The 19,215-nt window shown below is 69.2% G+C and carries 17 protein-coding genes; 4 read left to right on the plus strand and 13 right to left on the minus strand.

The genetic code is table 11. The annotated features are described in order from the left end of the window. Positions 1-16 precede the first annotated feature (16 nt). From ACV7GQ_RS02835 to ACV7GQ_RS02885, 11 genes are all read right to left on the minus strand, one after another. Positions 17-1,951 (minus strand): ATP-binding protein, encoded by a 1,935-nt coding sequence (locus ACV7GQ_RS02835; RefSeq protein WP_470312042.1) that lies wholly within the window; start codon positions 1,949-1,951, stop codon positions 17-19. Positions 1,952-1,979: 28 nt separating this feature from the next. After that, on the minus strand, positions 1,980-2,741 hold the full coding sequence (locus ACV7GQ_RS02840) for a 5-formyltetrahydrofolate cyclo-ligase (protein WP_470312043.1): 762 nt from the start codon (positions 2,739-2,741) through the stop codon (positions 1,980-1,982). Positions 2,742-2,782: 41 nt separating this feature from the next. Then, on the minus strand, positions 2,783-3,631 hold the full coding sequence (locus tag ACV7GQ_RS02845; protein WP_470312044.1) for a DUF8054 domain-containing protein: 849 nt from the start codon (positions 3,629-3,631) through the stop codon (positions 2,783-2,785). Positions 3,632-3,687: 56 nt separating this feature from the next. Then, positions 3,688-4,224, minus strand: a complete 537-nt coding sequence (locus ACV7GQ_RS02850) for a DUF7974 family protein (RefSeq protein ID WP_470312045.1) — start codon at positions 4,222-4,224, stop codon at positions 3,688-3,690. A gap of 41 nt (positions 4,225-4,265) precedes the next feature. Continuing rightward, positions 4,266-5,600 carry an ABC transporter ATP-binding protein gene (locus ACV7GQ_RS02855; protein WP_470312046.1) on the minus strand — a complete coding sequence of 445 codons (1,335 nt, stop codon included), beginning with the start codon at positions 5,598-5,600 and terminating at the stop codon, positions 4,266-4,268. After that, entirely contained in the window at positions 5,590-6,654 is a 1,065-nt protein-coding gene (locus ACV7GQ_RS02860) for an ABC transporter ATP-binding protein (RefSeq protein ID WP_470312047.1), read from the minus strand. The genes ACV7GQ_RS02855 and ACV7GQ_RS02860 overlap by 11 nt, the downstream gene beginning before the upstream one ends. Beyond that, positions 6,651-7,691 (minus strand): ABC transporter permease, encoded by a 1,041-nt coding sequence (locus ACV7GQ_RS02865; protein ID WP_470312048.1) that lies wholly within the window; start codon positions 7,689-7,691, stop codon positions 6,651-6,653. The genes ACV7GQ_RS02860 and ACV7GQ_RS02865 overlap by 4 nt, the downstream gene beginning before the upstream one ends. A gap of 2 nt (positions 7,692-7,693) precedes the next feature. Beyond that, positions 7,694-8,647, minus strand: coding sequence for an ABC transporter permease (locus ACV7GQ_RS02870; RefSeq protein WP_470312049.1), 954 nt, complete (start codon positions 8,645-8,647; stop codon positions 7,694-7,696). A gap of 21 nt (positions 8,648-8,668) precedes the next feature. Beyond that, positions 8,669-8,884 (minus strand): hypothetical protein, encoded by a 216-nt coding sequence (locus tag ACV7GQ_RS02875; RefSeq protein WP_470312050.1) that lies wholly within the window; start codon positions 8,882-8,884, stop codon positions 8,669-8,671. Next, on the minus strand, positions 8,830-10,653 hold the full coding sequence (locus ACV7GQ_RS02880) for an ABC transporter substrate-binding protein (RefSeq protein WP_470312051.1): 1,824 nt from the start codon (positions 10,651-10,653) through the stop codon (positions 8,830-8,832). Before ACV7GQ_RS02880 ends, ACV7GQ_RS02875 begins: the two co-directional genes overlap by 55 nt. A 201-nt stretch (positions 10,654-10,854) precedes the next feature. Then, positions 10,855-11,952, minus strand: coding sequence for a PGF-CTERM-anchored ABC transporter substrate-binding protein (locus ACV7GQ_RS02885; RefSeq protein WP_470312052.1), 1,098 nt, complete (start codon positions 11,950-11,952; stop codon positions 10,855-10,857). Positions 11,953-12,011: 59 nt separating this feature from the next. Here ACV7GQ_RS02885 and btuC point away from each other — a divergent pair, with 59 nt between their 5' ends. From btuC to ACV7GQ_RS02900, 3 genes are read left to right on the plus strand one after another with little or no spacing between them, the layout of a single operon-like run. After that, on the plus strand, positions 12,012-13,082 hold the full coding sequence (gene btuC, locus ACV7GQ_RS02890; RefSeq protein ID WP_470312053.1) for a vitamin B12 ABC transporter permease BtuC: 1,071 nt from the start codon (positions 12,012-12,014) through the stop codon (positions 13,080-13,082). A gap of 32 nt (positions 13,083-13,114) precedes the next feature. Next, positions 13,115-14,335 (plus strand): heme ABC transporter ATP-binding protein, encoded by a 1,221-nt coding sequence (locus tag ACV7GQ_RS02895; protein ID WP_470313134.1) that lies wholly within the window; start codon positions 13,115-13,117, stop codon positions 14,333-14,335. 19 nt (positions 14,336-14,354) lie between these two features. Next, the gene (locus tag ACV7GQ_RS02900; protein ID WP_470312054.1) at positions 14,355-16,721 is read left to right on the plus strand and encodes a DEAD/DEAH box helicase; all 2,367 of its coding nucleotides are present in this window, start codon (positions 14,355-14,357) and stop codon (positions 16,719-16,721) included. Between the two features lies 1 nt (position 16,722). Here ACV7GQ_RS02900 and ACV7GQ_RS02905 read toward each other — a convergent pair whose 3' ends face one another. Together ACV7GQ_RS02905 and ACV7GQ_RS02910 are read right to left on the minus strand one after the other, a co-directional pair. Next, a complete protein-coding gene (locus ACV7GQ_RS02905) occupies positions 16,723-17,586 on the minus strand; it encodes a mechanosensitive ion channel family protein (protein ID WP_470312055.1) in 864 nt (287 codons plus the stop codon). Positions 17,587-17,625: 39 nt separating this feature from the next. Next, the gene (locus tag ACV7GQ_RS02910) at positions 17,626-18,039 is read right to left on the minus strand and encodes an Lrp/AsnC family transcriptional regulator (protein ID WP_470312056.1); all 414 of its coding nucleotides are present in this window, start codon (positions 18,037-18,039) and stop codon (positions 17,626-17,628) included. A 102-nt stretch (positions 18,040-18,141) separates the two neighbouring features. Between ACV7GQ_RS02910 and carA the strand changes: the two genes are divergently transcribed. Continuing rightward, a complete protein-coding gene (gene carA / locus ACV7GQ_RS02915; RefSeq protein ID WP_470312057.1) occupies positions 18,142-19,188 on the plus strand; it encodes a glutamine-hydrolyzing carbamoyl-phosphate synthase small subunit in 1,047 nt (348 codons plus the stop codon). The last annotated feature ends 27 nt before the right edge of the window (positions 19,189-19,215 follow it).

Below are 19,215 nucleotides of genomic sequence, written 5' to 3' on the forward strand. Positions count from 1 at the left end.
GGTATCCGGTCCGCGGTCACTCGACCGCGAGGCCCCGGACCTCGAACCGTGCCCCACCGGCCTCGCTCTCGGTTATCGTGACCCGCGCGCCGTGGGCCTCGGCTATCTCCGCGACGATGCTGAGCCCGAACCCCGTCCCGTCGTCGCTGGTGGTGTAGCCGCTCTCGAAGACGCTCTCGCGCTCGTCCTCGGGGATCCCGGGGCCGTCGTCGGCGACGTAGAGGCCGTCGCCGTTCGACAGCACGCCGACGCGGACGTGGACACCGGGGTCCTGCCCGTCCGTCGACCCGTGCTCGACGCAGTTCCGAAAGAGGTTCTCGAACAGCTGCTGGAGACGGCTCTCGTCGCCGGAGACGGTCGCGGACCGGTCCACGACGGTCAGCGTGGCGTGCTCGTGCTCGACGACGGCCCACGCCTGCCGACAGAGGGCCTCCAGTTCGACGGTGGTCGTCTCGACGACCTGTGTCCCCGAGCGAGCGAGCGTCAACAGGTCCTCGATGAGCGCGTCCATCCGGGTCAGCGCCCGCTGCAGTCCGGCGACGTGGTCCGGGTCGCCGTCGTACTCCTCCCGCAGGAGCTCGAGGTGGCCGGTGGCGACGTTGAGGGGGTTCCGCAGGTCGTGCGAGACGACGCTCGCGAAGTCGTCCAGCCGGTTGCGTTCCCGCGTGAGGTCGCGTTCGCGGCGCTCGCGTTCCAGCTCGTAGCTTATCCAGTTGCCCATCAACTCGACCAGCGTCACCTCCCAGTCGGCGAACGCCTCCCGTCTGGGGTCGCGGTCGTAGAAACAGAACGTCCCGTACACCTCATCGTCGACGACGACGGGCATCCCGACGTAGCAGGCGATGCCCATCTCGGTGAACCCGGAGCGCTCGGTCAACTCGGGGGCGTCGGCGGCGATGTCCTCCAGGACGAGCGTCTCCCGTTCGACGATGGCGCGCTCGCAGTTGGTCGACGCGAGCGGAATCACGTCGCCGGGCTGTGTCTGCCCGGTCGGGTCCCGGACGGCCTCGAAGACGTAGTCGGTGCCCTCGACCCGCGAGAGCGCGGCGAACTCCGTCCCGAGGGCCTCCCGACCCACGTCCAGGAGATGTTCGACCTTCTCCCGGAAGGGGGTCTCTTTCTCGGCGATGACGCGGTACATCTCCGTCAGAGTCGCCTCCCGTTCGGCGAGCGAGTCCTCACGCTCCCGGCGGGCCGTGACGTCCCGGAAGTACACGGAGAGGCCGCTGTCCGAGGGGAATGCCCTGACCTCGAACCACGTCTCCAACGGCTCGTAGTAGGCTTCGAGCGTCTCGGGTTCCTGGGTCTCCATCGCGCGGTGGTAGACGTCGTAGAACGCCGTGTCGACGGCCTCCGGCACGACGTCCCATATCCGGCGGCCGACCAGTCCCGACGATACCGCGTCCGCACTGGCGGCCTCACGGAGTATCTCCCGGCCGCGGTCGTTGAGGTAGGTGAACCGCCACTCCTCGTCCAGCGCGAAGAACGCGTCGGTCATCCGCCCGAGGATGGCCTCGCGCTGGGCCTGTTGGGCCGTGGCCGCTCGGACCCGGTCGGCCAGCGCGGCCGCCTGCGCCTCCAGCGGGGCCTTGAGGACGTAGTCGGTCGTCCCCGCGGCGAACGCGTCGCTGGCGACGGCCTCGCTCCCGTCGTCGGTGAACAACACGACCGGCAGGTCAGGGTGCCGCTCGCGGACGCTCCGGAGCAGGTCCAGTCCGGTGCCGTCCGGGAGCGCGTACTCCGTCACGATACAGTCGAGAGGACGGTCCTCGACGAGGTCGACCGCCTCCGCGACGCTCTCGGCCCTGTGGACCGCGACCGTGTCGGCGGCCCCCGACAGCGCCGTCTCGACCGCCGTCGCCGCCTCCGGGTCCGGGTCGACGTACACCACCCGCATGGGGCCGTGGCGGTCGTGTCCCGATGGCTCACCGCCGGCCACGGCGTCGTCCATACCGGCCTTTACAGGTAAAGCCGTATATTCATGTGGGTTCGTCCCGCCCGGCCGACCCGTCGTCCGGCGCACGCGCGGCCAGCACCGGCATCTCGTCGAGTCGCTCCGGCGACAGCGCCCCCCAGTCGACGCCCGCCGGGCGGTCGTACGGCGTCTCGGTCTCGACGACCCGCTCGGGCGTCACGACGTACTCCATCGGGACGTCGTGGGCGTCGACGGGGACCTCGGCGTCCGTGACGGTGCCCGACGGACCGCCGACCACCTGCAGTTCGTGGACCGTCGTCAGCGTCGGCGTCGCCTCGTCGACGAGGCCCAGTTCGCGCAGGACCGCGTACTCCAGGTCGCTGAACCCCTCGCCCTTGCCGATGCGAGCGCCGCCCTCGGTGACGGCCACCGACCCCGACACCACGAGGTCCACCGCTCCGACGGCCTCCGGTCCGACCTGCCGGGCGTGGTCCGCGACGTTCGACACCGCCGGGGCGGCGTCTATGTCCTCCAGTTCCGCAGGGTCGAGTTCGTAGAAGCACGCCGCCTCGCGCAGCCGCGGGACGGCCATGTAGACGGTCTTGCCCGCACGCAGGGCGGCACGGCGGAGCGGGAGTTGCGGCGAGTCGGGGTTCGCCTTGATACGCTCGGCGTCCGCCCAGACGGCCGTCTCGGTCACTCGCTCGGCGGCCCGGTCGGCCCCCTCGAAGTTGGGTATCCTGTCGTGGGGCGGGAACGGGAACCGGGCGACGCCGGTGTCTTCGAGCGCGTCCCACACCCGGTCGCGAATCGCCTGCTTGTCCATGGTCGTCACTCGGCTGTCGGGCGCAAAAGTGGTCTGTCTCCCTAGCTCACGAGCCGACCGGCGTGGGTCGTCGGGTCGAGTTCGGCGAGACGGGCGTCGCAGTCGGTGCAGGCCACCGCCACCACCTCGTGGACCCCACAGCAGGAGGTCTGGACCTCGTTGGCGCGCTCGACCCGGCCCCCACAGGCCGGACAGACGGTCCGGTGTGAGCGAATCGTCTCCAGCATGTTCACGCGCTGCTCGAGGGGGACGTCCGTCCAGCGGTCGGTCCAGTCGGTGAGCGCCTCGTGGGCGGCGACATCCACCCGGAGGGCGCTCCACGAGGGCCACTCGCGGATGCGGTTGCCGACCGTCACCGCGGGGTAGGGGTCGCGTTCGACCGTCACGTCGGCCGGCTCGGTCCCGAAGGCGTCCGCCAGCGGGCCGGTCAGGTCGGCGTCGGTGGGCCGGGCCTCGACGCACTCGCTCACGGCGGCGGCGAACCCGTCGGTCAGTGCTCGGTCCTCACCGGTCCCGGTGGCGACGCCCTCCTCGACGAGGAAGGCGTCGGCGTCGACCGCGTTCTCGCGGTGGTGGCGGACCTTCTCGAGCGTCTCGAAGTCGTCTGGTTCGGTCGGCGCGGGCTCTTTCCCGAACGCCCGGAGGACTCGCTCGGGGAGGTACCGTTGGGTCAGTCGCGGCGTCCCCGGGACCAGATACCCACGGAGCGCGATGGCTGCGAGCGAGGCGACGGCGACCACCGCGGCGAGTTCGACGGCCACGAGCGCCGCGACGCCGCTCAGGACGGCGGCGATGACGACGTTGACGACGGTACACGGCCAACAGCGGTTCTCGCCCGTGTGGTCGGGGTTCCGGAGGCGGTCGAGTAGCGACGACTCGTCGGGAGACATGGCGTGTGGTACCGTCTCCAGCGGCAAAAGCGTACGTCGGCGACGGCCCCCGTCGGTCACTCCGGTTCGATGCGGACCGTCGTCTCCGCGGCCAGCCCCTTCCCCTCGGGGTCGTCGACGTCGATGTAGGCACCGACGGTGTACTCGCCCGGCTCTGCGGGCTCCCACTCCGTCTCGCTCACCTTGAACAGTCCCGTCCAGCGGCGGAGGAACTGCTTGCGCTCGCCCCGGTCGAAGGTGAAGACGCGCTCCTCCTCGGGGAGCGACTCCGGCACCCGCGAGGCTTCTGGCGCGCCGTCGACGTGCCACGTCCACAACCGCGGCGTCGGCGTGCGGACGCTGATGGGGACGGGGAACGTGTTCCGCAGGGTCACCTTCAGGGGCACGTCGGTGCCCGCAGGGTAGGCCGACTCGGGTGTCTCGACGGCGACGGTCAACGCCCGGTAGCGGAGCCACGTCGGGACGAGGAGGCGACTCAGCGACTCGCCGGGCACGGACCGCATCGCGGCCGGTTTCGGGGCGTCGTCGCGCTCGCGGGGCGTGAACGCGTCGTCGTCCCGCTTGAGGGCCTGTGAGTCGTAGATGCGGCGCATTGGTGCCTGTAGTCGGTCAAATCGGGAAACGGTTCGGGTGCTCAGTCGTCGGCGACGGCGTCCCCACCGTCGGCCGTGCCGGTCGGGTCGTCGGCGTAGGCCTCGTCGTGGAGGTGACAGGCGATGCGATGGGTGTCGCCGGTGCCGACCGCCCGCGGTTCGTCGGTCTCACACGGCGAGACGAACGCCTCGTTCAGGTGTGCGGACGCGCCCTCGACGTCGCCGTCGTGGAGGCTGTCGATGGCCGTCGAGAGGGCTGTCTCGGCGTCGGGGTCCGAGAGCCGGTCCGGCAGGTCGAACTCCTCGCGGACCAGTCCGTCGAGGACCCCTCTGGACGCCGTCTCGGGGTCGTCCTGCTCCTCCTCGGTGACGGCGGTCAGCGAGTCGACGTTCTCGGTGCGGGCCGCCCGCAGTTTCAGGTCCATCACCGAGCGCCAGACCGACTGCTCGAGGTCGTACTCCTCGGGCTGGATGACCTTCGGACAGCGCGTGTGGAACCGACAGCCCGAGGGCGGGTCCAGCGGCGACGGCACCGTCCCGGGGAGGAATATCTGGTCGCCCTCCCACAGCGGGTCCGGCTCCGGCACCGCCGACAGCAGCGCCTCGGTGTAGGGGTGGTACGGCGGTTCGAACACCTCCTCGGTCGTCCCCACCTCGGCGAACTCCCCGAGGTACATCACCGCGATGCGGTCGGAGATGTGCTCGACCACGCTCAGGTCGTGCGCGATGAAGATGTACGAGAGGCCGTACTCGTCCTGCAGGTCCTCCAGCAGGTTCAGGATCTGGGCCTGCACGGAGACGTCCAGCGCCGACACCGGTTCGTCGCAGATGATGACCTCCGGGTCGACGGCCAGCGCCCGGGCGATGCCGATGCGCTGGCGCTGGCCCCCCGAGAACTCGTGGGGGTAACGGTGGGTGTGGCTGGGGTTCAGCCCCACCGTCTCCAGCAGGTCGTAGATGCGCTGTTCGCGGGCCTCGCCCTCGGCGATGCCGTGGATGTCCAGCGGCTCGCCGATGATGTCGCCGACGGTCAGCCGCGGGTTCAGGCTCGCGAACGGGTCCTGGAAGATGTACTGCAGGTCCTTCCGGAGGTCCCGGAGTTCGCCCGAGTCCAGCGTCGTCAGGTCGTCGCCCCGGTAGTACACCGACCCGTCGGTGGGTTCGGTGAGCCGCAGGAGCGCACGGCCGAGCGTGGTCTTCCCGCACCCGCTCTCGCCGACGACGCCCAGCGTCTCGCCCTCCCGGAGCTCGAGGTCGACGCCGTCGACGGCCTTCACCTGTTGGTTGTTGCCCAGTAGCGAATCGATGAACCCGCTGCTGGAGTCGTAGTACTTCTGTAACCCCTCCACGCGGAGGATGGGGTCCTCACCGGGCATCCTGTCCCTCCTCTAGGAGCGGGTCCTCGCCCTCGACGGACACCTCGAAGTCCAGTTCGCCCTCCAGGTCGCCGGTGTACTCCAGACACGCTGCCGCCCGGTCTTCGGCCGCCGTCGCCGCCTCGCCCGTCTCCGGGTCGACGAGCGGTGGCTGCTTCCGGGCGCAGGACTCCTCGGCGTACGGACACCGGGGGTGGAACGCACACCCCGGCGGCACGTCGACGAGGTCCGGCATCGTCCCCGGGATGGTCTGGAGGCGCTCGCGCTCGTCGCCGATGCGCGGAATCGAACTCATCAGCCCGACCGTGTAGGGGTGTTTCGGGTCGTAGTAGAGGTCCTCGACCCCCGCCTTCTCGACGGGGCGGCCCGCGTACATCACCATCACGCGCTCGCAGATCTTCGCGACGACGCCGAGGTCGTGGGTGATGAGCTGGACGGCGGTGTCGAACTCGTCGGCGAGGTCCTGGATCTGGTCCAGGATCTTCGCCTCGGTGGTCACGTCGAGCGCCGTCGTCGGTTCGTCCGCGATGAGCAGGTCCGGGTCACACGACAGCGCCATCGCGATGACCGCCCGCTGTTGCATCCCGCCGGAGAACTCGTGTGGGTAGTCGTCGTACCGGCTCTCGGCGTCGGGGATGCCCACCCGGTCGAGCAACTGGATGGTCCGGTCGCGGGCCTCGGCGTCGCTGTAGTTCAGGTGGTGGCGGATCGCCTCGGAAATCTGCTCCCCGACGGAGTAGACGGGGTTGAGCGCGGTCTGTGCGTCCTGGAATATCATGGCAATCTCGTTGCCACGCACGGAGCGGATCTCCTCCTCGCTCATCTCCAGCAGGTCCTCGCCCTTGAACAGTATCTCGCCGCTCTCGATGCGGCCGGGGTCCTCGATGAGGCGCATCAGCGAGAGCGCGGTGACGGACTTGCCGGCCCCGCTCTCGCCGACGACGCCGAACGTCTCCCCGCTCTCGATGCGATAGGAGAGGTCGTCGACGGCGGTGACGACCCCGTCCTCGGTGTAGAAGTTCACCGTGAGGTCGTTGATCTCCAGGAGGGTCATCCGCCGCCTCCCTGCCCGACGTTGCCGACTTCCTGCGCGTCCAGCGCGTCGTTGACGCCGTCGCCGATCATGTTCATCGCCATCACGAACAGGAAGATGGCGCCGCCGGGGAACACCGTCGCCCACCACGGGATGGAGCCACCCGGACCCTGGATGAGCGTCTCGCGGGTCTGGTCGAGCATCGTCCCCCACTCGGGGGTGCCCGGTTCGAAACCCAGTCCGAGGAAGCCCAGCGCGGCCACGCCGATGACGACGGTGCCGATGGAGAGCGACGCCTGCACGATGAGCGGGGCCATCGCGTTGGGCACGATGTGCCGGAAGATGACCGAGCGGTCGCGTGCGCCCAGCGCCTGTGCGGCCAGGACGTACTCGTTCTCCTTCACGGAGAGTATCTCGCCGCGGATGAGGCGGGCGTAGCCGGCCCACCCCGGCACCGAGAAGGCGATGACGAGCGGCCAGTAGCCGCCGCCCAGCAGGGCGACGATGACCAGCGCCAGCACCAGTCCCGGGAACGCGAAGATGACGTCGACGAACCGCATCAGAATCTCGTCGACCCAGCCGCCGTAGTAGCCGGCGACGGCGCCGTAGGCGAGGCCGAACGTCGCCGTGATGCCGACGACGACGAACCCGATGGAGATGCTCAGTCGGCCGCCGACCAGCACCCGCGAGAACAGGTCCCGGCCGGAGGCGTCCGTGCCCATCGGGTGGGCCAGCGTCGGCGGGTCGTACCGTCCGACCGTCGACCCGGGTTCGAGGTACAGGATGGTCCCGGGGTCGTACGGTGCGATGGAGAACGGCTGGACGGTGATGCCCGCTATCGTCACCGGGCGGGCGAAGAAGGACAACAGCGCCATCGCGGCGACGACGTACACGCCCAGCATGGCGACCCTGTTGTGTCGGAACCGGCGCAGGGCGCGCCGCCATCGGCTCTCGGTCCCGCCGGACGTCGCCTCTGACCAGTCCGACAGGTCGTCTCGTTCGGTCACGCGGTCCGTGTCGAATCCGGTTACCCGGATGCGTCCTCGTTCAGTAGACATGGTCAGTCGTATCGAATCCGTGGGTCGAGAACCGCATAGAGGATGTCGGCCACCAGGTTCGCCAGGATGATGGCGACACCGATGAACAGCGTAATCCCCAGGATGAGGTCAATCTCTCGGTTGCTGACGGCGCTGATGAGCGCTCGGCCGAGACCCGGCCAGCCGAACACCTGTTCGACGACGACCGACCCCGAGACGATGCTCGCGGTCAGGAACGCGGCGACGGTGGTCACCGAGATGAGCGAGTTCCGCAGGACGTGCTTGAGCACGACCGTCCGCTCCGGCAGCCCCTTCGCTCGGGCGGCCGTGACGTACTCCTTGTTCATCTCCTCGGCCATCGAGGAGCGCATGATTCGCATCAGCGTCGACGCCGAGGCGGTGCCGATGGTGATGCCGGGCAACAGCAGGTACCAGAGCATCTCCGGCGAGTACAGCGCCGTCCGCGGCGCGAGCACCGGCCAGAGGTTCAGCGTCAGTGCACCGATGAGGATGAGCATCAGTCCCAGCCAGAAGTTCGGGATGGAGATGCCCGAGAGGGCGAGGAACCGGCTGACGTGGTCGCCGAGTTCGTCTTTCCGGACCGCGGCGTAGATGCCGGCCGGCACCGCGATGATGACGGCGAACACCCAGCCGAAGATGCCCAGTGCGATGGTCTCGGGGAGTCGCTCGACGATGACGGTGCTGACGGCCCGGTCGGTGGCGATGACCTGGCCGAAGTCACCCTGCAGGACGCCGACGAGCCAGTCCAGATACTGCTTCCATATCGGGTCGGTGAGCCCGTATCTGGCGCGGAGTCGGGCCTCCTCGGCGGGGGAGATGTCCGGGTTCAGCGCCACTACCACGTCGACGGGGTCACCCGGGGTTATGTGGACGAGGGCGAACGTGATGACCGAGACGCCGAACAGTATCGGGAAGATAAGCAAGACCCGCTTGGCGATGAAGCGTCGAAGGCTCATAGATGGAGGACCGGATCTGTGTTACCGGTCGAGGTAGGTAATCTGCTGGTCCGTTGGGTTGTACATCGCGTACCCAACTATATCTTGGGTGCTCGGGTAGGTGTTGAACCCCTTGACGTCGTTGTTCACGACGCCGACCAGCGTGCTGTGGGTGCCGTAGGAGTTGCCGTTGAGCTCCAGAATCAGCTCCCAGACCTCCTCGTAGCGCTCGCGACGGAGCTGTGGGTCCTGAGCCACATCGACCCCGTAGCGGGCCTTCCGCATGGCCTCGTTGAGTTCGGGAAGTCGATGTTCTGGAAGTTACAACACTGGGCGAAGTTCTGGGGGCTGTGGACGGACTTGGCGTAGCCGTGCGGGTTGAACCCACCGGAGAGGCCGATGAAGGCCAGTTTGCCCTGGTTCCAGTAGTCCTCGGAGAGCAGTTGGCTGACGAAGGTGAGGAACTCCTTCGTGTTGACGCTGACGTCGAAGTACTGGGTCCCGTCAATCTCCTGGCTCATCGACTCGGCCATGAGTTCGACGGTCCGGACCCGGTCGTCGTTGTCGGAGTTCGTCTCCAGCGTGACCTCGATGGGGAACTCGGCGTCGATCTCGCTGGCGGCTTCTTCGGCCAGTTCGGCGGCGGCCTCCGGCTCGTAGGTGTTGTAGCTCTTGAGGTCCTCGACCATCGCCTCGTAGTCGGTCGACCCGGCCCCGGCCGCGAGCGGCGGGAGCGGGACCCACGCGGGCTTCTCCCAGCCCTGGAAGATGTTCTCGGAGATGCTCTGGCGCGGGATGAGCTTGTTCGCGGCCCGGCGGAGCTTCGCGTTGGTCCACGGTTCGACCTCCACGGGGTACTGCAGGAACGTGTAGCCAGCCCCGTTGGTCGGTGCGGTCCGGTAGTCCTCTGACTCACGGTAGTTCGTGAGTGTGCTCGCGGTCAGGCCGAAGGTCATGTCGATCTCGCCGCTCTGGAGGGCGCCGGCCCGCTGTGAGTCCGAGGAGATGATGGCGATGTCGACCTCGTCGACGACCGGGCCGTTCGGGAACTCCGACGGGCCGTCGAACCAGTCTTTCATCTCCGTGTCGAACCAGTAGTTCTCGTTCTTCGAGAACAGGGCGTACTCCTCGTTCTGGAACTCCGCGAGTTCGAACATCCCCGTACCGAGCGGCGTGTTCCCCTGCCGGGGGTCCATCTTGCCGAGCGGGACGTTGTCCGTGATCTCCGAGGGGTACACCGGGAGGCCGCCGAGTTCGCGGATGGCGGAGGCGTCCGGCTCCTGGACGTACATGTCGACGGTGTAGTCCCCGTCGGCCGCGATGTGCAGCAGCGAGTCGAACACCTGCCCGGAGAGCGTGGAGTTCTCGATGCGGCCGTAGGAGGCGACCACGTTGTCGGCGGTCAGTTCCTCGTCGTTGTGGAACTGGATGCCCTCGTGGAGCTGGAACCGGAAGTGCATCCCGTAGGTGCCGTCGGCGACGGCGTCGGCGGCCTCGTCGACGGTGAGTATCTCGGCCTGGTCGCCCTCGGAGGGGTCGTCGGGGTTGTCGGGGCTCTCGACGACAATCTGCTTCTCCGTGTTGATGTAGACGGAGCCGTCGTCGGTCGCGGCGTAGGGCGCCGTCGTCATGTACTCCGTGTAGTCGCTCGCGGAGGCCTCCTGGACGTCGACCTGCTCGTAGGACTCAGCGAGCCACGGGTACAGTTCGCCCGTCGCGCTGGTGGTGACCATCCCTTCGAACAGCAGGTTGTGGAGGATGGAGGCCGTCGCGGACGAGCTCTCGGGGAAGTCGAACGTGTCCGGGTTCGCGCCGATAGCCGTCTTGAACGTCCCACCTTCCTGGATGTCCTCGGGGTCGACCGTCACGCGGTCCTGTACCGGGTCGACGGCGCCACCACCGCCGTCACCGCCGCCACCAAGTCCCGAACAGCCGGCCATCGAAGCGACACCGAGCCCGGCGACTGTTTGCATGAGGTTTCGCCGCGAGAGGACGCTGGACAGACCCTGTTGGTTGTTGTCAGTCATGTGATATCACAAACGGTCTATAATGATGGATATACCCCTAAACAAAAAATTTTGCGCAAATTTACGCTGTTGTCTCCGGCGCCATACCCCAAATATTGGGACGTAGTGACACCGAAACGACTGCTCTCCGGTGACTGTCGCTCGCGAACGCGAATCGGTAAGGACCGAATAACTACACTCGTCCACTGACCGCCGCGGTGGTTACTGGCGTCTGCCGGCCAGCAGTGCTGCGGCGAGTGCACCGACGAGTGCGGCCACGGCGGTGAAGCCGGGACCGCTCCCCCCGGTCGTGGTGGGCGACGGCTCGGTCGTGCTCTCACCGTCCGACGGGGTCGTCGTCTGTTCGGTGGCCGTCTCGCTCTCGACGGCCGAGCGCGGGACGTAGCTGTCCTCGTCGTACCGCTCCGGGTAGAGCTGTCGCGTGGCGTTGTGGACCGTGTTGACGACGCTCCGGGGGGCCGGCTGGTTGAGGTCGCGGACCCGGAGCCGGACGGTCGCGTTCGTCTCTCCCGCGGTCGTACTCGCGTACGGTTCCTCGTCGACGAGGCCCGCCGTGCGTTCGGTGACGACCAGCACCTCCGGATCCAACTGGAGGAGCACCTCGTCGCTCAGTTGCGGGTAGCCGGTGTGGTCGCGCGCCGCGACGTTGTCGGCTCCGGCCACGCCCAGCAGGGTGTCGATGAACGTCCCGTTGGCGGCGACGTACCCGCTCCCGAGCGGATAGACGACGGTCTTCCGGTCCTCGATGCCGGCGGTGGTGTCCTGCACGGCCTCGACGTTCTGCGTCATCCACGCGTTGGCCTCGGCCGCGCCCGCGCAGTTCCCGGTCAGGCGGCCGATGGTGGTCGTCTTCTGGCGGATGTCCTCGACGGTGGTCGAGGCCGGCAGGTGGTACACGGTCAGGCCGGCCTCCCGGAGACCCGACACGTCGCCCGCGCTGGCGTTGGGGGCGATGACGAGGTCCGGGTCCGTGCCGACGACCTTCTCGACGCCGACGCCGAACCCGGCCGAGACGTTGGTCCGGCTCTCGGCCCCCTCCAGGTACGACGCGAACTGCGTGAGGCCGACGACCTGCTCGCGGCCGCCGATCTCCCACATCGTCTGGGCGGCCGACGGGTTCGTCGTCGTCACGCGCTCGGGGCGCTCCTCGAGGGTTATCTCGGTTCCCGTGGCGTCGGTCATCGTCACCGGGAACGAACAGCTCTCTGCCGACTGCGTCCCCGTCGCGGCCGCCGGCATCGCGCCGACGACGGAGAAGACCAGTAGAACGCTCAAGACTGCGGTGGCGAATTGTCGCATCGTCTGTGACCGGGAGGACGAACAATAAATATTTACCTACTGCAAGTGGCCTTTCAATCATGCATCCGTCGGGACGGACGCTCTCGTGGTCGCTGGCTCTCACGGCGTTGCTCGGCGTCGTCGTCACCGTGAGCGCCGGCATCGGCCCGGTGTGGATCCCGCCCGACGCCGTCGCGAAGGTGCTGCTCAACGCCGTCGTCCTCCCGACGGCGGTGGACCTCTCGGGCGCGGCCCCGGCCGTGACGACACAGCCGCTGTTCCGGTTCCCGGTCGAGGACATCCAGCGGCAGATCGTGCTGCAGGTCCGCCTGCCACGCATCCTCTTGGGCGCGGTCGTGGGGTTCTCGCTGGCGGCCGCGGGCACCATCATGCAGGGCATCTTCCGCAACCCGATGGCCGACCCCTCCATCATCGGCGTCTCCTCGGGCGCGGCCGTCGGCGCGGTGGGGTTCATCGTCGCGCCGGTCGCCCTGCCGTTCGGCCTCGGTCTGCGCGCCGCCGCCTTCTCCGGGGCGCTGCTGGCGGCCTTCGGCGTCTACCTCATCGCGACGCAGAACGGCCGGACACCGGTCGCGACCCTCCTGCTCGCGGGCGTCGCCGTCCAGACCTTCCTGGGCGCCGTCGTCTCCTTCCTCCTCCTCCAGAGCGGCGAGAGCATCCGCCGGGCGCTGTTCTGGCTGATGGGCCACCTCAAGGGCGCGGCGTGGCCGGAGGTCTGGACGAGCCTCCTCCTCGTCGCCGTCCCGTTCGTCGTCCTCCTCGTGTACGCCCGCGACCTGAACGTCATGCTGCTCGGCGAGGAGGACGCCCAGAGCCTCGGCATCGACGTCGAGCGGACCAAGCGGATCCTGCTGGCGTTCTCCTCACTCGTCACGGCCGCCGGCGTCGCCGTCGCCGGCATCATCGGCTTCGTCGGCCTCATCGTCCCACACGTGATGCGACTCGTCGTCGGGCCGGACCACCGGGTGCTCCTGCCGACGGCGGCGCTGGCGGGGTCGTCGTTCCTCGTCGCGACGGACACGCTCGCTCGCTCGGGGAGTGCGGAGGTGCCCGTCGGCATCGTCACCGCCGCGCTGGGCGCCCCGTTCTTCCTCTATCTCCTCCGGCAGCGGGAGGTGCACGAACTGTGAGCGACGGCGGGCACACCGGCGAGCAGCTCCCGATGCTCGAAGCCGAAGACGTCAGCGTCTCTCTGGGGGGCACGCAGGTGCTCTCCGGCGTCGACTTCTCGGCCGCGTGTGGCTCCGTCGTCGGGCTGGTCGGCCCCAACGGCGCCGGGAAGACGACGGTCCTGCGGACGCTCAGGGCGACGCTCACACCCGACAGCGGGACGGTGCGGGTCGCGGGCGAACCCATCGACGGCCTCTCCTCGAGAGAGGTGAGCAGGCGCGTCGCAAGTACGCCGCAGGCGACGACGCTCTCCTTCGACTTCACCGTCGAACAGACAGTCGAGATGGGACGCACCCCGCATCTGGGCCGGTTCGACCGCGCCGACGAGGACGACTACGACGCCGTGCAGGCGGCGATGGAGCGCGCCGACGTGGCCCGGTTCGCCGACCGGACCGTCACGTCGCTCTCCGGCGGCGAGCGCCAGCGGGTCCTGCTGGCCCGGGCGCTCGCACAGGAGACGCCGGTCCTCCTGCTGGACGAACCGACCGCCAACCTGGACGTCAACCACGCCGTCCGCACGCTGGAGCTGGTCGCCGACCTCGTCGCCGAGGGGAAGACGGCCGTCGCGGCCATCCACGACCTCAACCTGGCCGCCCGGTACTGCGACGAACTGGTCGTGCTCTCCGACGGGGAAGTCCGTGCCGCGGGCGACCCGCGCGAGGTGCTCACGTCCGAGACGCTCGGGGACGCGTTCGACGCCGAGACGCTCGTGACCCGCCAGCCCGGCACCGACGCCCCGCTGGTGACGCCGCTGCCCGACCGCGACCACAGCGCGACGACGGTCCACGTCGTCGGCACCGGCCGGCAGGCCGCCGCCGCCGTCGCCCGCCTCGTCGCGGCCGACTGTACCGTCTCCGTCGGGGTCGTGCCGGCCGGCGACGCCGCCGCCGAGCGTGCCCGCGACCTCGACTGCCCGGTCGTCACCGTCCCGCCGTTCGCCGGTGTCGACGCGAACGCACGGGAGCGAGCGACGGAACTGGCCCGCGGGGCCGACGCCGTCGTCGTCGCCGGCGACGTGGGCGACGCGAACCAGTCGGTGGTCGCCGCCGCCGCGCGCCTCGTCGCCGTCGCCGGCGAGGGCGTCCCCCGGGTCGAGTCCGAGCGGACCACCGTCACCACCGTCGAGGAACTGCCCGAGGCCGTCGCCGACCTCCCGCCCGCGACCGAGGCCGAACCTCCGGTTCGGTCCCGAGAACAGCAAGACCGATACTGACCCGTTCCCTAGCCCGGCCGTGGACGACACTATCGCGTGGCTCCGCGACCGACCCTACTACCAGGGCCAGATCGTCGACGAGCGCACGGTGCCGGGCCGGGACGCCACCGTCGCCGACTGTGCGCTGGACGCGCGCCTCGCGGACGTGCTGGCCGGCGAGGGAATCACGGACCTCTACGCCCACCAGACCGCCGCCGTCGACGCCGTCCGCGACGGCGGGAACGTCGTCCTCGCGACGGAGACGGCCAGCGGCAAGAGTCTGGCCTACACCGTCCCCGCGTTCGAGCGGGCGCTGGACCGGCGGGCGACGACGCTGTACGTCGCCCCGCAGGTGGCGCTCATCAACGACCAGACCGAGACCCTGTCCGAGCTGGCACAGGGCCTGGGCTTCGCCTCCGGGGTCTCCGTCGCCCAGTACACCGGCCGCCAGTCCAAATCCGAGAAGGAGGCCATCCGGGAGCGCCAGCCGACCGTCCTCCTGACGACGCCGGACATGCTCCACTACGGCATCCTGCCCCACGCGCACCGCCTCTGGGACTGGTTCTTCCAGCGCCTCGAGACCGTGGTCGTCGACGAGGTCCACGGCTACCGGGGGGTGTTCGGCAGTCACGTCTCGCTGGTGCTGCGCCGCCTCCAGCGCATCGCCGAGCGCTTCGACAGCGACCCGGAGTGGGTCTGCTGTTCGGCGACCATCGGGAACCCCGTGGACCACGCGGCCACCGTCACCGGCCAGCCGACCGACTCGTTCGCCCTCGTCGACGAGGACGCGAGCGCCAGCGGGCCGCGTCACTGGCTCCTGTGGAACCCGCCGGAGTACGACGGCGGGGATGGGTGGGGGAGCGGACGGCGTCGGTCCAGCCACGTCGAGACGAAACGTCTGTTCGTCGACCTCGTGGAACGAGGCCTCCAGACGGTGGTGTTCGCGGGGTCCAGACAGACCGCCGAGCGGTACGCCAGCGACAGCGCGGACGCCCTGCGGGACAGAGGCTACCACGACCTCGCGGACGCCGTCGGCGCGTATCAGGCGGCGCTCACCGACGAGAAGCGGCGGGACCTCGAGACACAGCTGCAGTCGGGGGACCTCCGCGGCGTCTGGTCGACCAGCGCGCTGGAACTGGGCGTCGACGTGGGCGGCCTCGACGCCGTCCTGCTCGACGGCTACCCCGGCACGCGGATGCGGGCGTTCCAGCAGGCCGGCCGCGCGGGCCGGGGCACCGACCCGGCGCTGGTCGTGCTCGTCGGCGGCGAGGACCAACTCGACCAGTACGTCCTCCGCAACCCGGCGACGCTGTTCGAGAAGGGCGCCGAGCAGGCGGTGACGAACCCCGAGAACGAGCAGTTGCTGCCGAACCACGTGCTGGCGGCCGCCGGCGAGAACTGGCTCTCGCCCGACGACGACCGGCACTTCGGCGAGACGTTCCCCGACGTGGTCGCGGACCTCGAATCGGCCGGGCAACTGGACCGACGGACGACCGACGGGGGCGTCCGCTGGACCTCGAACGGCCGCCCGCACCACGACATGAGCCTCCGCACCGTCGACGACCGCGAGGTGAAGCTGGTGGCGAAGGGCGACGTCATCGCGAGACTCCCGTTCGAGGACGCCCTGCGGGACGCCCACCCCGGCGCCATCTACCACCATCAGGGGCGGCGCTACGAGGTCACCGACCTCGATTTGGCGACGGGCGTCGCCGAACTCGACCGGACGTGGGCGAACTACTACACCCGCGTCCTGCACGACAAGACCATCACCGTCGAGACGGACTTACAGGAGCGGCCGCTCCCGACCCGCGAGGACGTCCCCGTCCGGTTCGCGTCGGTGACGATGCGCAAGCAGATTACGGGCTACGAGCGCCGCGACGGGTCCTCGGGCGAGGTGCTCGGACAGCGCCCCCTCGACCTGCCCGAGACCACGCTGGAGACGAAGGCGCTGTACTACACGGTGCCCGACGACCTCGAAGGCCAGATTCGCGGCGCGGCCGACGAGACCGGCGAGACCACTGCGGGGGTCGAGACGGACGGCGGGGACCTCGGCGACTTCCCCGGCGCCATCCACGCCGCCGAACACGCGATGATATCGATGTTCCCGTTCGAGTACCTCTGTGACCGCGGCGACATCGGCGGCCTGTCCACGCCACACCACCCCCACACGGGCGAGCCGACCATCTTCATCTACGACGGCTACCCCGGCGGCATCGGTCTGACGCGGGCGGGCTACCACGACGTCGGCCCGCTGATGGACACCACGCTGTCGATGCTGCGCTCGTGTGACTGTGCCGACGGCTGCCCGGCCTGCGTGCAGTCGCCCCACTGCGGCAACGCCAACGACCCGCTCGACAAGCACGGCGCCGTCCACCTGCTGGACGGCCTCACCGGCGGGGAGGGGTGACTCACTCCGCCGGGGCGACCGACTCGTGGACGGTCACCTCGCCGGACAGTTCCGTGTGTGGGGACTCGCTGAGGTCGATGCCCTCCGCCCGGCAGGCCTCGTGGACGCCGCGGACGAACGCGGACTTGACCGACAGCGCGCGGTTCTTCCGCTCGACGGGGAGCCACACGCGCCCGACCAGCAGGACGGAACTGCTCGTCAGCTCCGAGACGGCGACGCTCGGCGCGGGCTTCTCGCGGACGTGGTCCAGGTCGCGGGCCACGTTGCGGATGATGGCCTCCACCTCGTCCAGGTCGGCCTCGTAGTCGACGCCGAACTCGTAGGAGATGCCCACGGGGTCCGTCGACGTGTGGTTCGTCACCGCCGTCGTCGCCAGCGTCGTGTTCGGGACGACGATGCGCTCGTTGTCCGGCGTCCGCACGCGGGTCACGCGGAGGTCGATGTCGACGACGGTCCCCTGCTTGCCGTCCCACTCGATGGTGTCGCCGACGTTCAGGTCCGGGTCCGTGACGATGAACGCGCCCGAGACGAAGTTCCCCAGCACGTCCTGGGCGGCCAGCCCGACGGCGACGGTGATGCCGGCGGCGATGAGCGTCGACCCGGCGAGGCTCCCCCTGAACCCCGCGAGGCTGGCCGCGACGACGACGGTGACGACCACCACGAGCAGGTGGGTCGCGCTCACGAGCGCGCTCACGACGGTCCGGTTGAACTGCGAGCGCTCCAACGCCCAGCGGGCGCCCGGGACGACGAGCAGACGGCCGATGGCGTACAGCAGGACCGCTACGGCCAGAAACTCGGCGCCGTCGTTCGCGAGCTGCGCGTACGTTCCGGTGATGTCGCCGGGGAAGGTGCCAGAGAACTGCATAGCGGGGCTACCGCCGGGACGGACGTAAGAACTGGCCGACTACCCGACGCGCTCGTCGAGGATGAGCCGCGTCTTCGTGCTCACGACCTCGTCCAGCTCCCGCGCTCGCGTGATGAGGTCGTTGACCTCGCCGGTGTCGGTGGCGTCGACGACGACGACGATGTCCTCCTCGCCGGAGACCTGCCAGACGAAGTCGACGGAGGCCCACTCGGCGATGCGGTCGGTCACCGCCGCCGTGTCCACGTCGACGTCGACGCCCACCTCTATCATCGACTTGACGTTCCCGGTGCGCGTCGCGACGGTGAACCGCTCGATGACCCCGTCCTCGACCAGTCGCTCGACCCGGTTGCGCACGGTCCCCTCCGAGGTGCCCACGTCGTCGGCTATCTCCGTGTAGGGGGTCCGGGCGTCCTTCCGGAGTATCGAGAGTATCTCCCTGTCCAGTTCGTCCATCGAGATTGGATGCTTCCCACCCACCGGACTTGAGGATTACGAAAATCGTAACTCGGCTTCGAAAGCAACCCTTATGAACTGGAATCCTGTACGCATCTCGTAATGACAGACGCATACGTAGCGCTGGAGGGTGACCGCGTCATCGAAGCCCGCGCACGCGCGCCAGGCACGGCACGCGGCGAAGTGGTGTTCACGACCGCCTACACCGGCTACGAGGAGAGTCTGACCGACCCGTCCTACGAGGAGCAGGTCCTCACGTTCTCGTACCCGCTCATCGGGAACTACGGCGTCCGGGAGGAGCGCTTCGAGTCCGACCGCGTCCACCCGCGCGCGGCCGTCGCCCGCGAGATGACCGACGACGTCGCCGAGTGGCTGGAGAGCGAGGGCGTCCCCGCCGTCGACCACCTCGACACCCGCGACATCGTCACCGAGATCCGCGACGAGGGGGCCATGAAGTGCGGCATCGCCGCCGGTCCGGACGTCACCGAGCAGGACGCGCTGGACGAGCTCCACCAGTGCAAGCACATGTCCGACCACGTCGACATCGGCGCGCAGGTCTCCGTCGACGACGTCGAGGTCCACAACGAGGACGGCGACGGCGCCACCGTCGCGCTGGTCGACTGCGGTGCGAAGGGCTCTATCGTCGAGTCGCTGGTCGACCGCGACGCCGTCGTCCACGTCTTCCCCTACGACGCCACCGAGGACGACGTGGCCGCCGTCGACCCCGACCTCCTGTTCATCTCGAACGGCCCCGGTGACCCCCAGAACTTCGAGGCGGCCGGCGAGCTGGTCGAGACCTACGTCGGCGACGTGCCGCTGGCGGGCATCTGCCTCGGCCAGCAGGTCGTCGCCAACGCGCTCGGCGGCGAGACCGAGAAGATGGAGTTCGGCCACCGCGGGGTCAACCAGCCGGTGCGTGACCTCCGCACGAACAAGGTCGTGATGACGACCCAGAACCACGGCTACACCGTCGCCGAACCCGGCGACAAACTCGACGTGACGCAGGTCAACGTCAACGACGACACCCCCGAGGGGCTGGAGAACGACGACCTGGACATCATCACGCGGCAGTACCACCCCGAGGCCAACCCCGGCCCGCACGACTCGCTGGGCTTCTTCGACGACGTGCTGGGGATGGCGCAGGACTAGCGAGGGCGCGACCGCAGGGAGCGGCCC

The sequence above is a fragment of the Haloarcula sp. MBLA0163 genome (assembly GCF_055632435.1).

Bases quoted from the DNA above. Each gene is read 5' to 3' on its own strand.
- ACV7GQ_RS02835 (WP_470312042.1), bottom strand. From the start codon at position 1,951: ATGGACGACGCCGTGGCCGGCGGTGAGCCATCGGGACACGACCGCCAC.
- ACV7GQ_RS02840 (WP_470312043.1), bottom strand. From the start codon at position 2,741: ATGGACAAGCAGGCGATTCGCGACCGGGTGTGGGACGCGCTCGAAGAC.
- ACV7GQ_RS02845 (WP_470312044.1), bottom strand. From the start codon at position 3,631: ATGTCTCCCGACGAGTCGTCGCTACTCGACCGCCTCCGGAACCCCGAC.
- ACV7GQ_RS02850 (WP_470312045.1), bottom strand. From the start codon at position 4,224: ATGCGCCGCATCTACGACTCACAGGCCCTCAAGCGGGACGACGACGCG.
- ACV7GQ_RS02855 (WP_470312046.1), bottom strand. From the start codon at position 5,600: ATGCCCGGTGAGGACCCCATCCTCCGCGTGGAGGGGTTACAGAAGTAC.
- ACV7GQ_RS02860 (WP_470312047.1), bottom strand. From the start codon at position 6,654: ATGACCCTCCTGGAGATCAACGACCTCACGGTGAACTTCTACACCGAG.
- ACV7GQ_RS02865 (WP_470312048.1), bottom strand. From the start codon at position 7,691: ATGTCTACTGAACGAGGACGCATCCGGGTAACCGGATTCGACACGGAC.
- ACV7GQ_RS02870 (WP_470312049.1), bottom strand. From the start codon at position 8,647: ATGAGCCTTCGACGCTTCATCGCCAAGCGGGTCTTGCTTATCTTCCCG.
- ACV7GQ_RS02880 (WP_470312051.1), bottom strand. From the start codon at position 10,653: ATGACTGACAACAACCAACAGGGTCTGTCCAGCGTCCTCTCGCGGCGA.
- ACV7GQ_RS02885 (WP_470312052.1), bottom strand. From the start codon at position 11,952: ATGCGACAATTCGCCACCGCAGTCTTGAGCGTTCTACTGGTCTTCTCC.
- btuC (WP_470312053.1), top strand. From the start codon at position 12,012: ATGCATCCGTCGGGACGGACGCTCTCGTGGTCGCTGGCTCTCACGGCG.
- ACV7GQ_RS02895 (WP_470313134.1), top strand. From the start codon at position 13,115: ATGCTCGAAGCCGAAGACGTCAGCGTCTCTCTGGGGGGCACGCAGGTG.
- ACV7GQ_RS02905 (WP_470312055.1), bottom strand. From the start codon at position 17,586: ATGCAGTTCTCTGGCACCTTCCCCGGCGACATCACCGGAACGTACGCG.
- ACV7GQ_RS02910 (WP_470312056.1), bottom strand. From the start codon at position 18,039: ATGGACGAACTGGACAGGGAGATACTCTCGATACTCCGGAAGGACGCC.
- carA (WP_470312057.1), top strand. From the start codon at position 18,142: ATGACAGACGCATACGTAGCGCTGGAGGGTGACCGCGTCATCGAAGCC.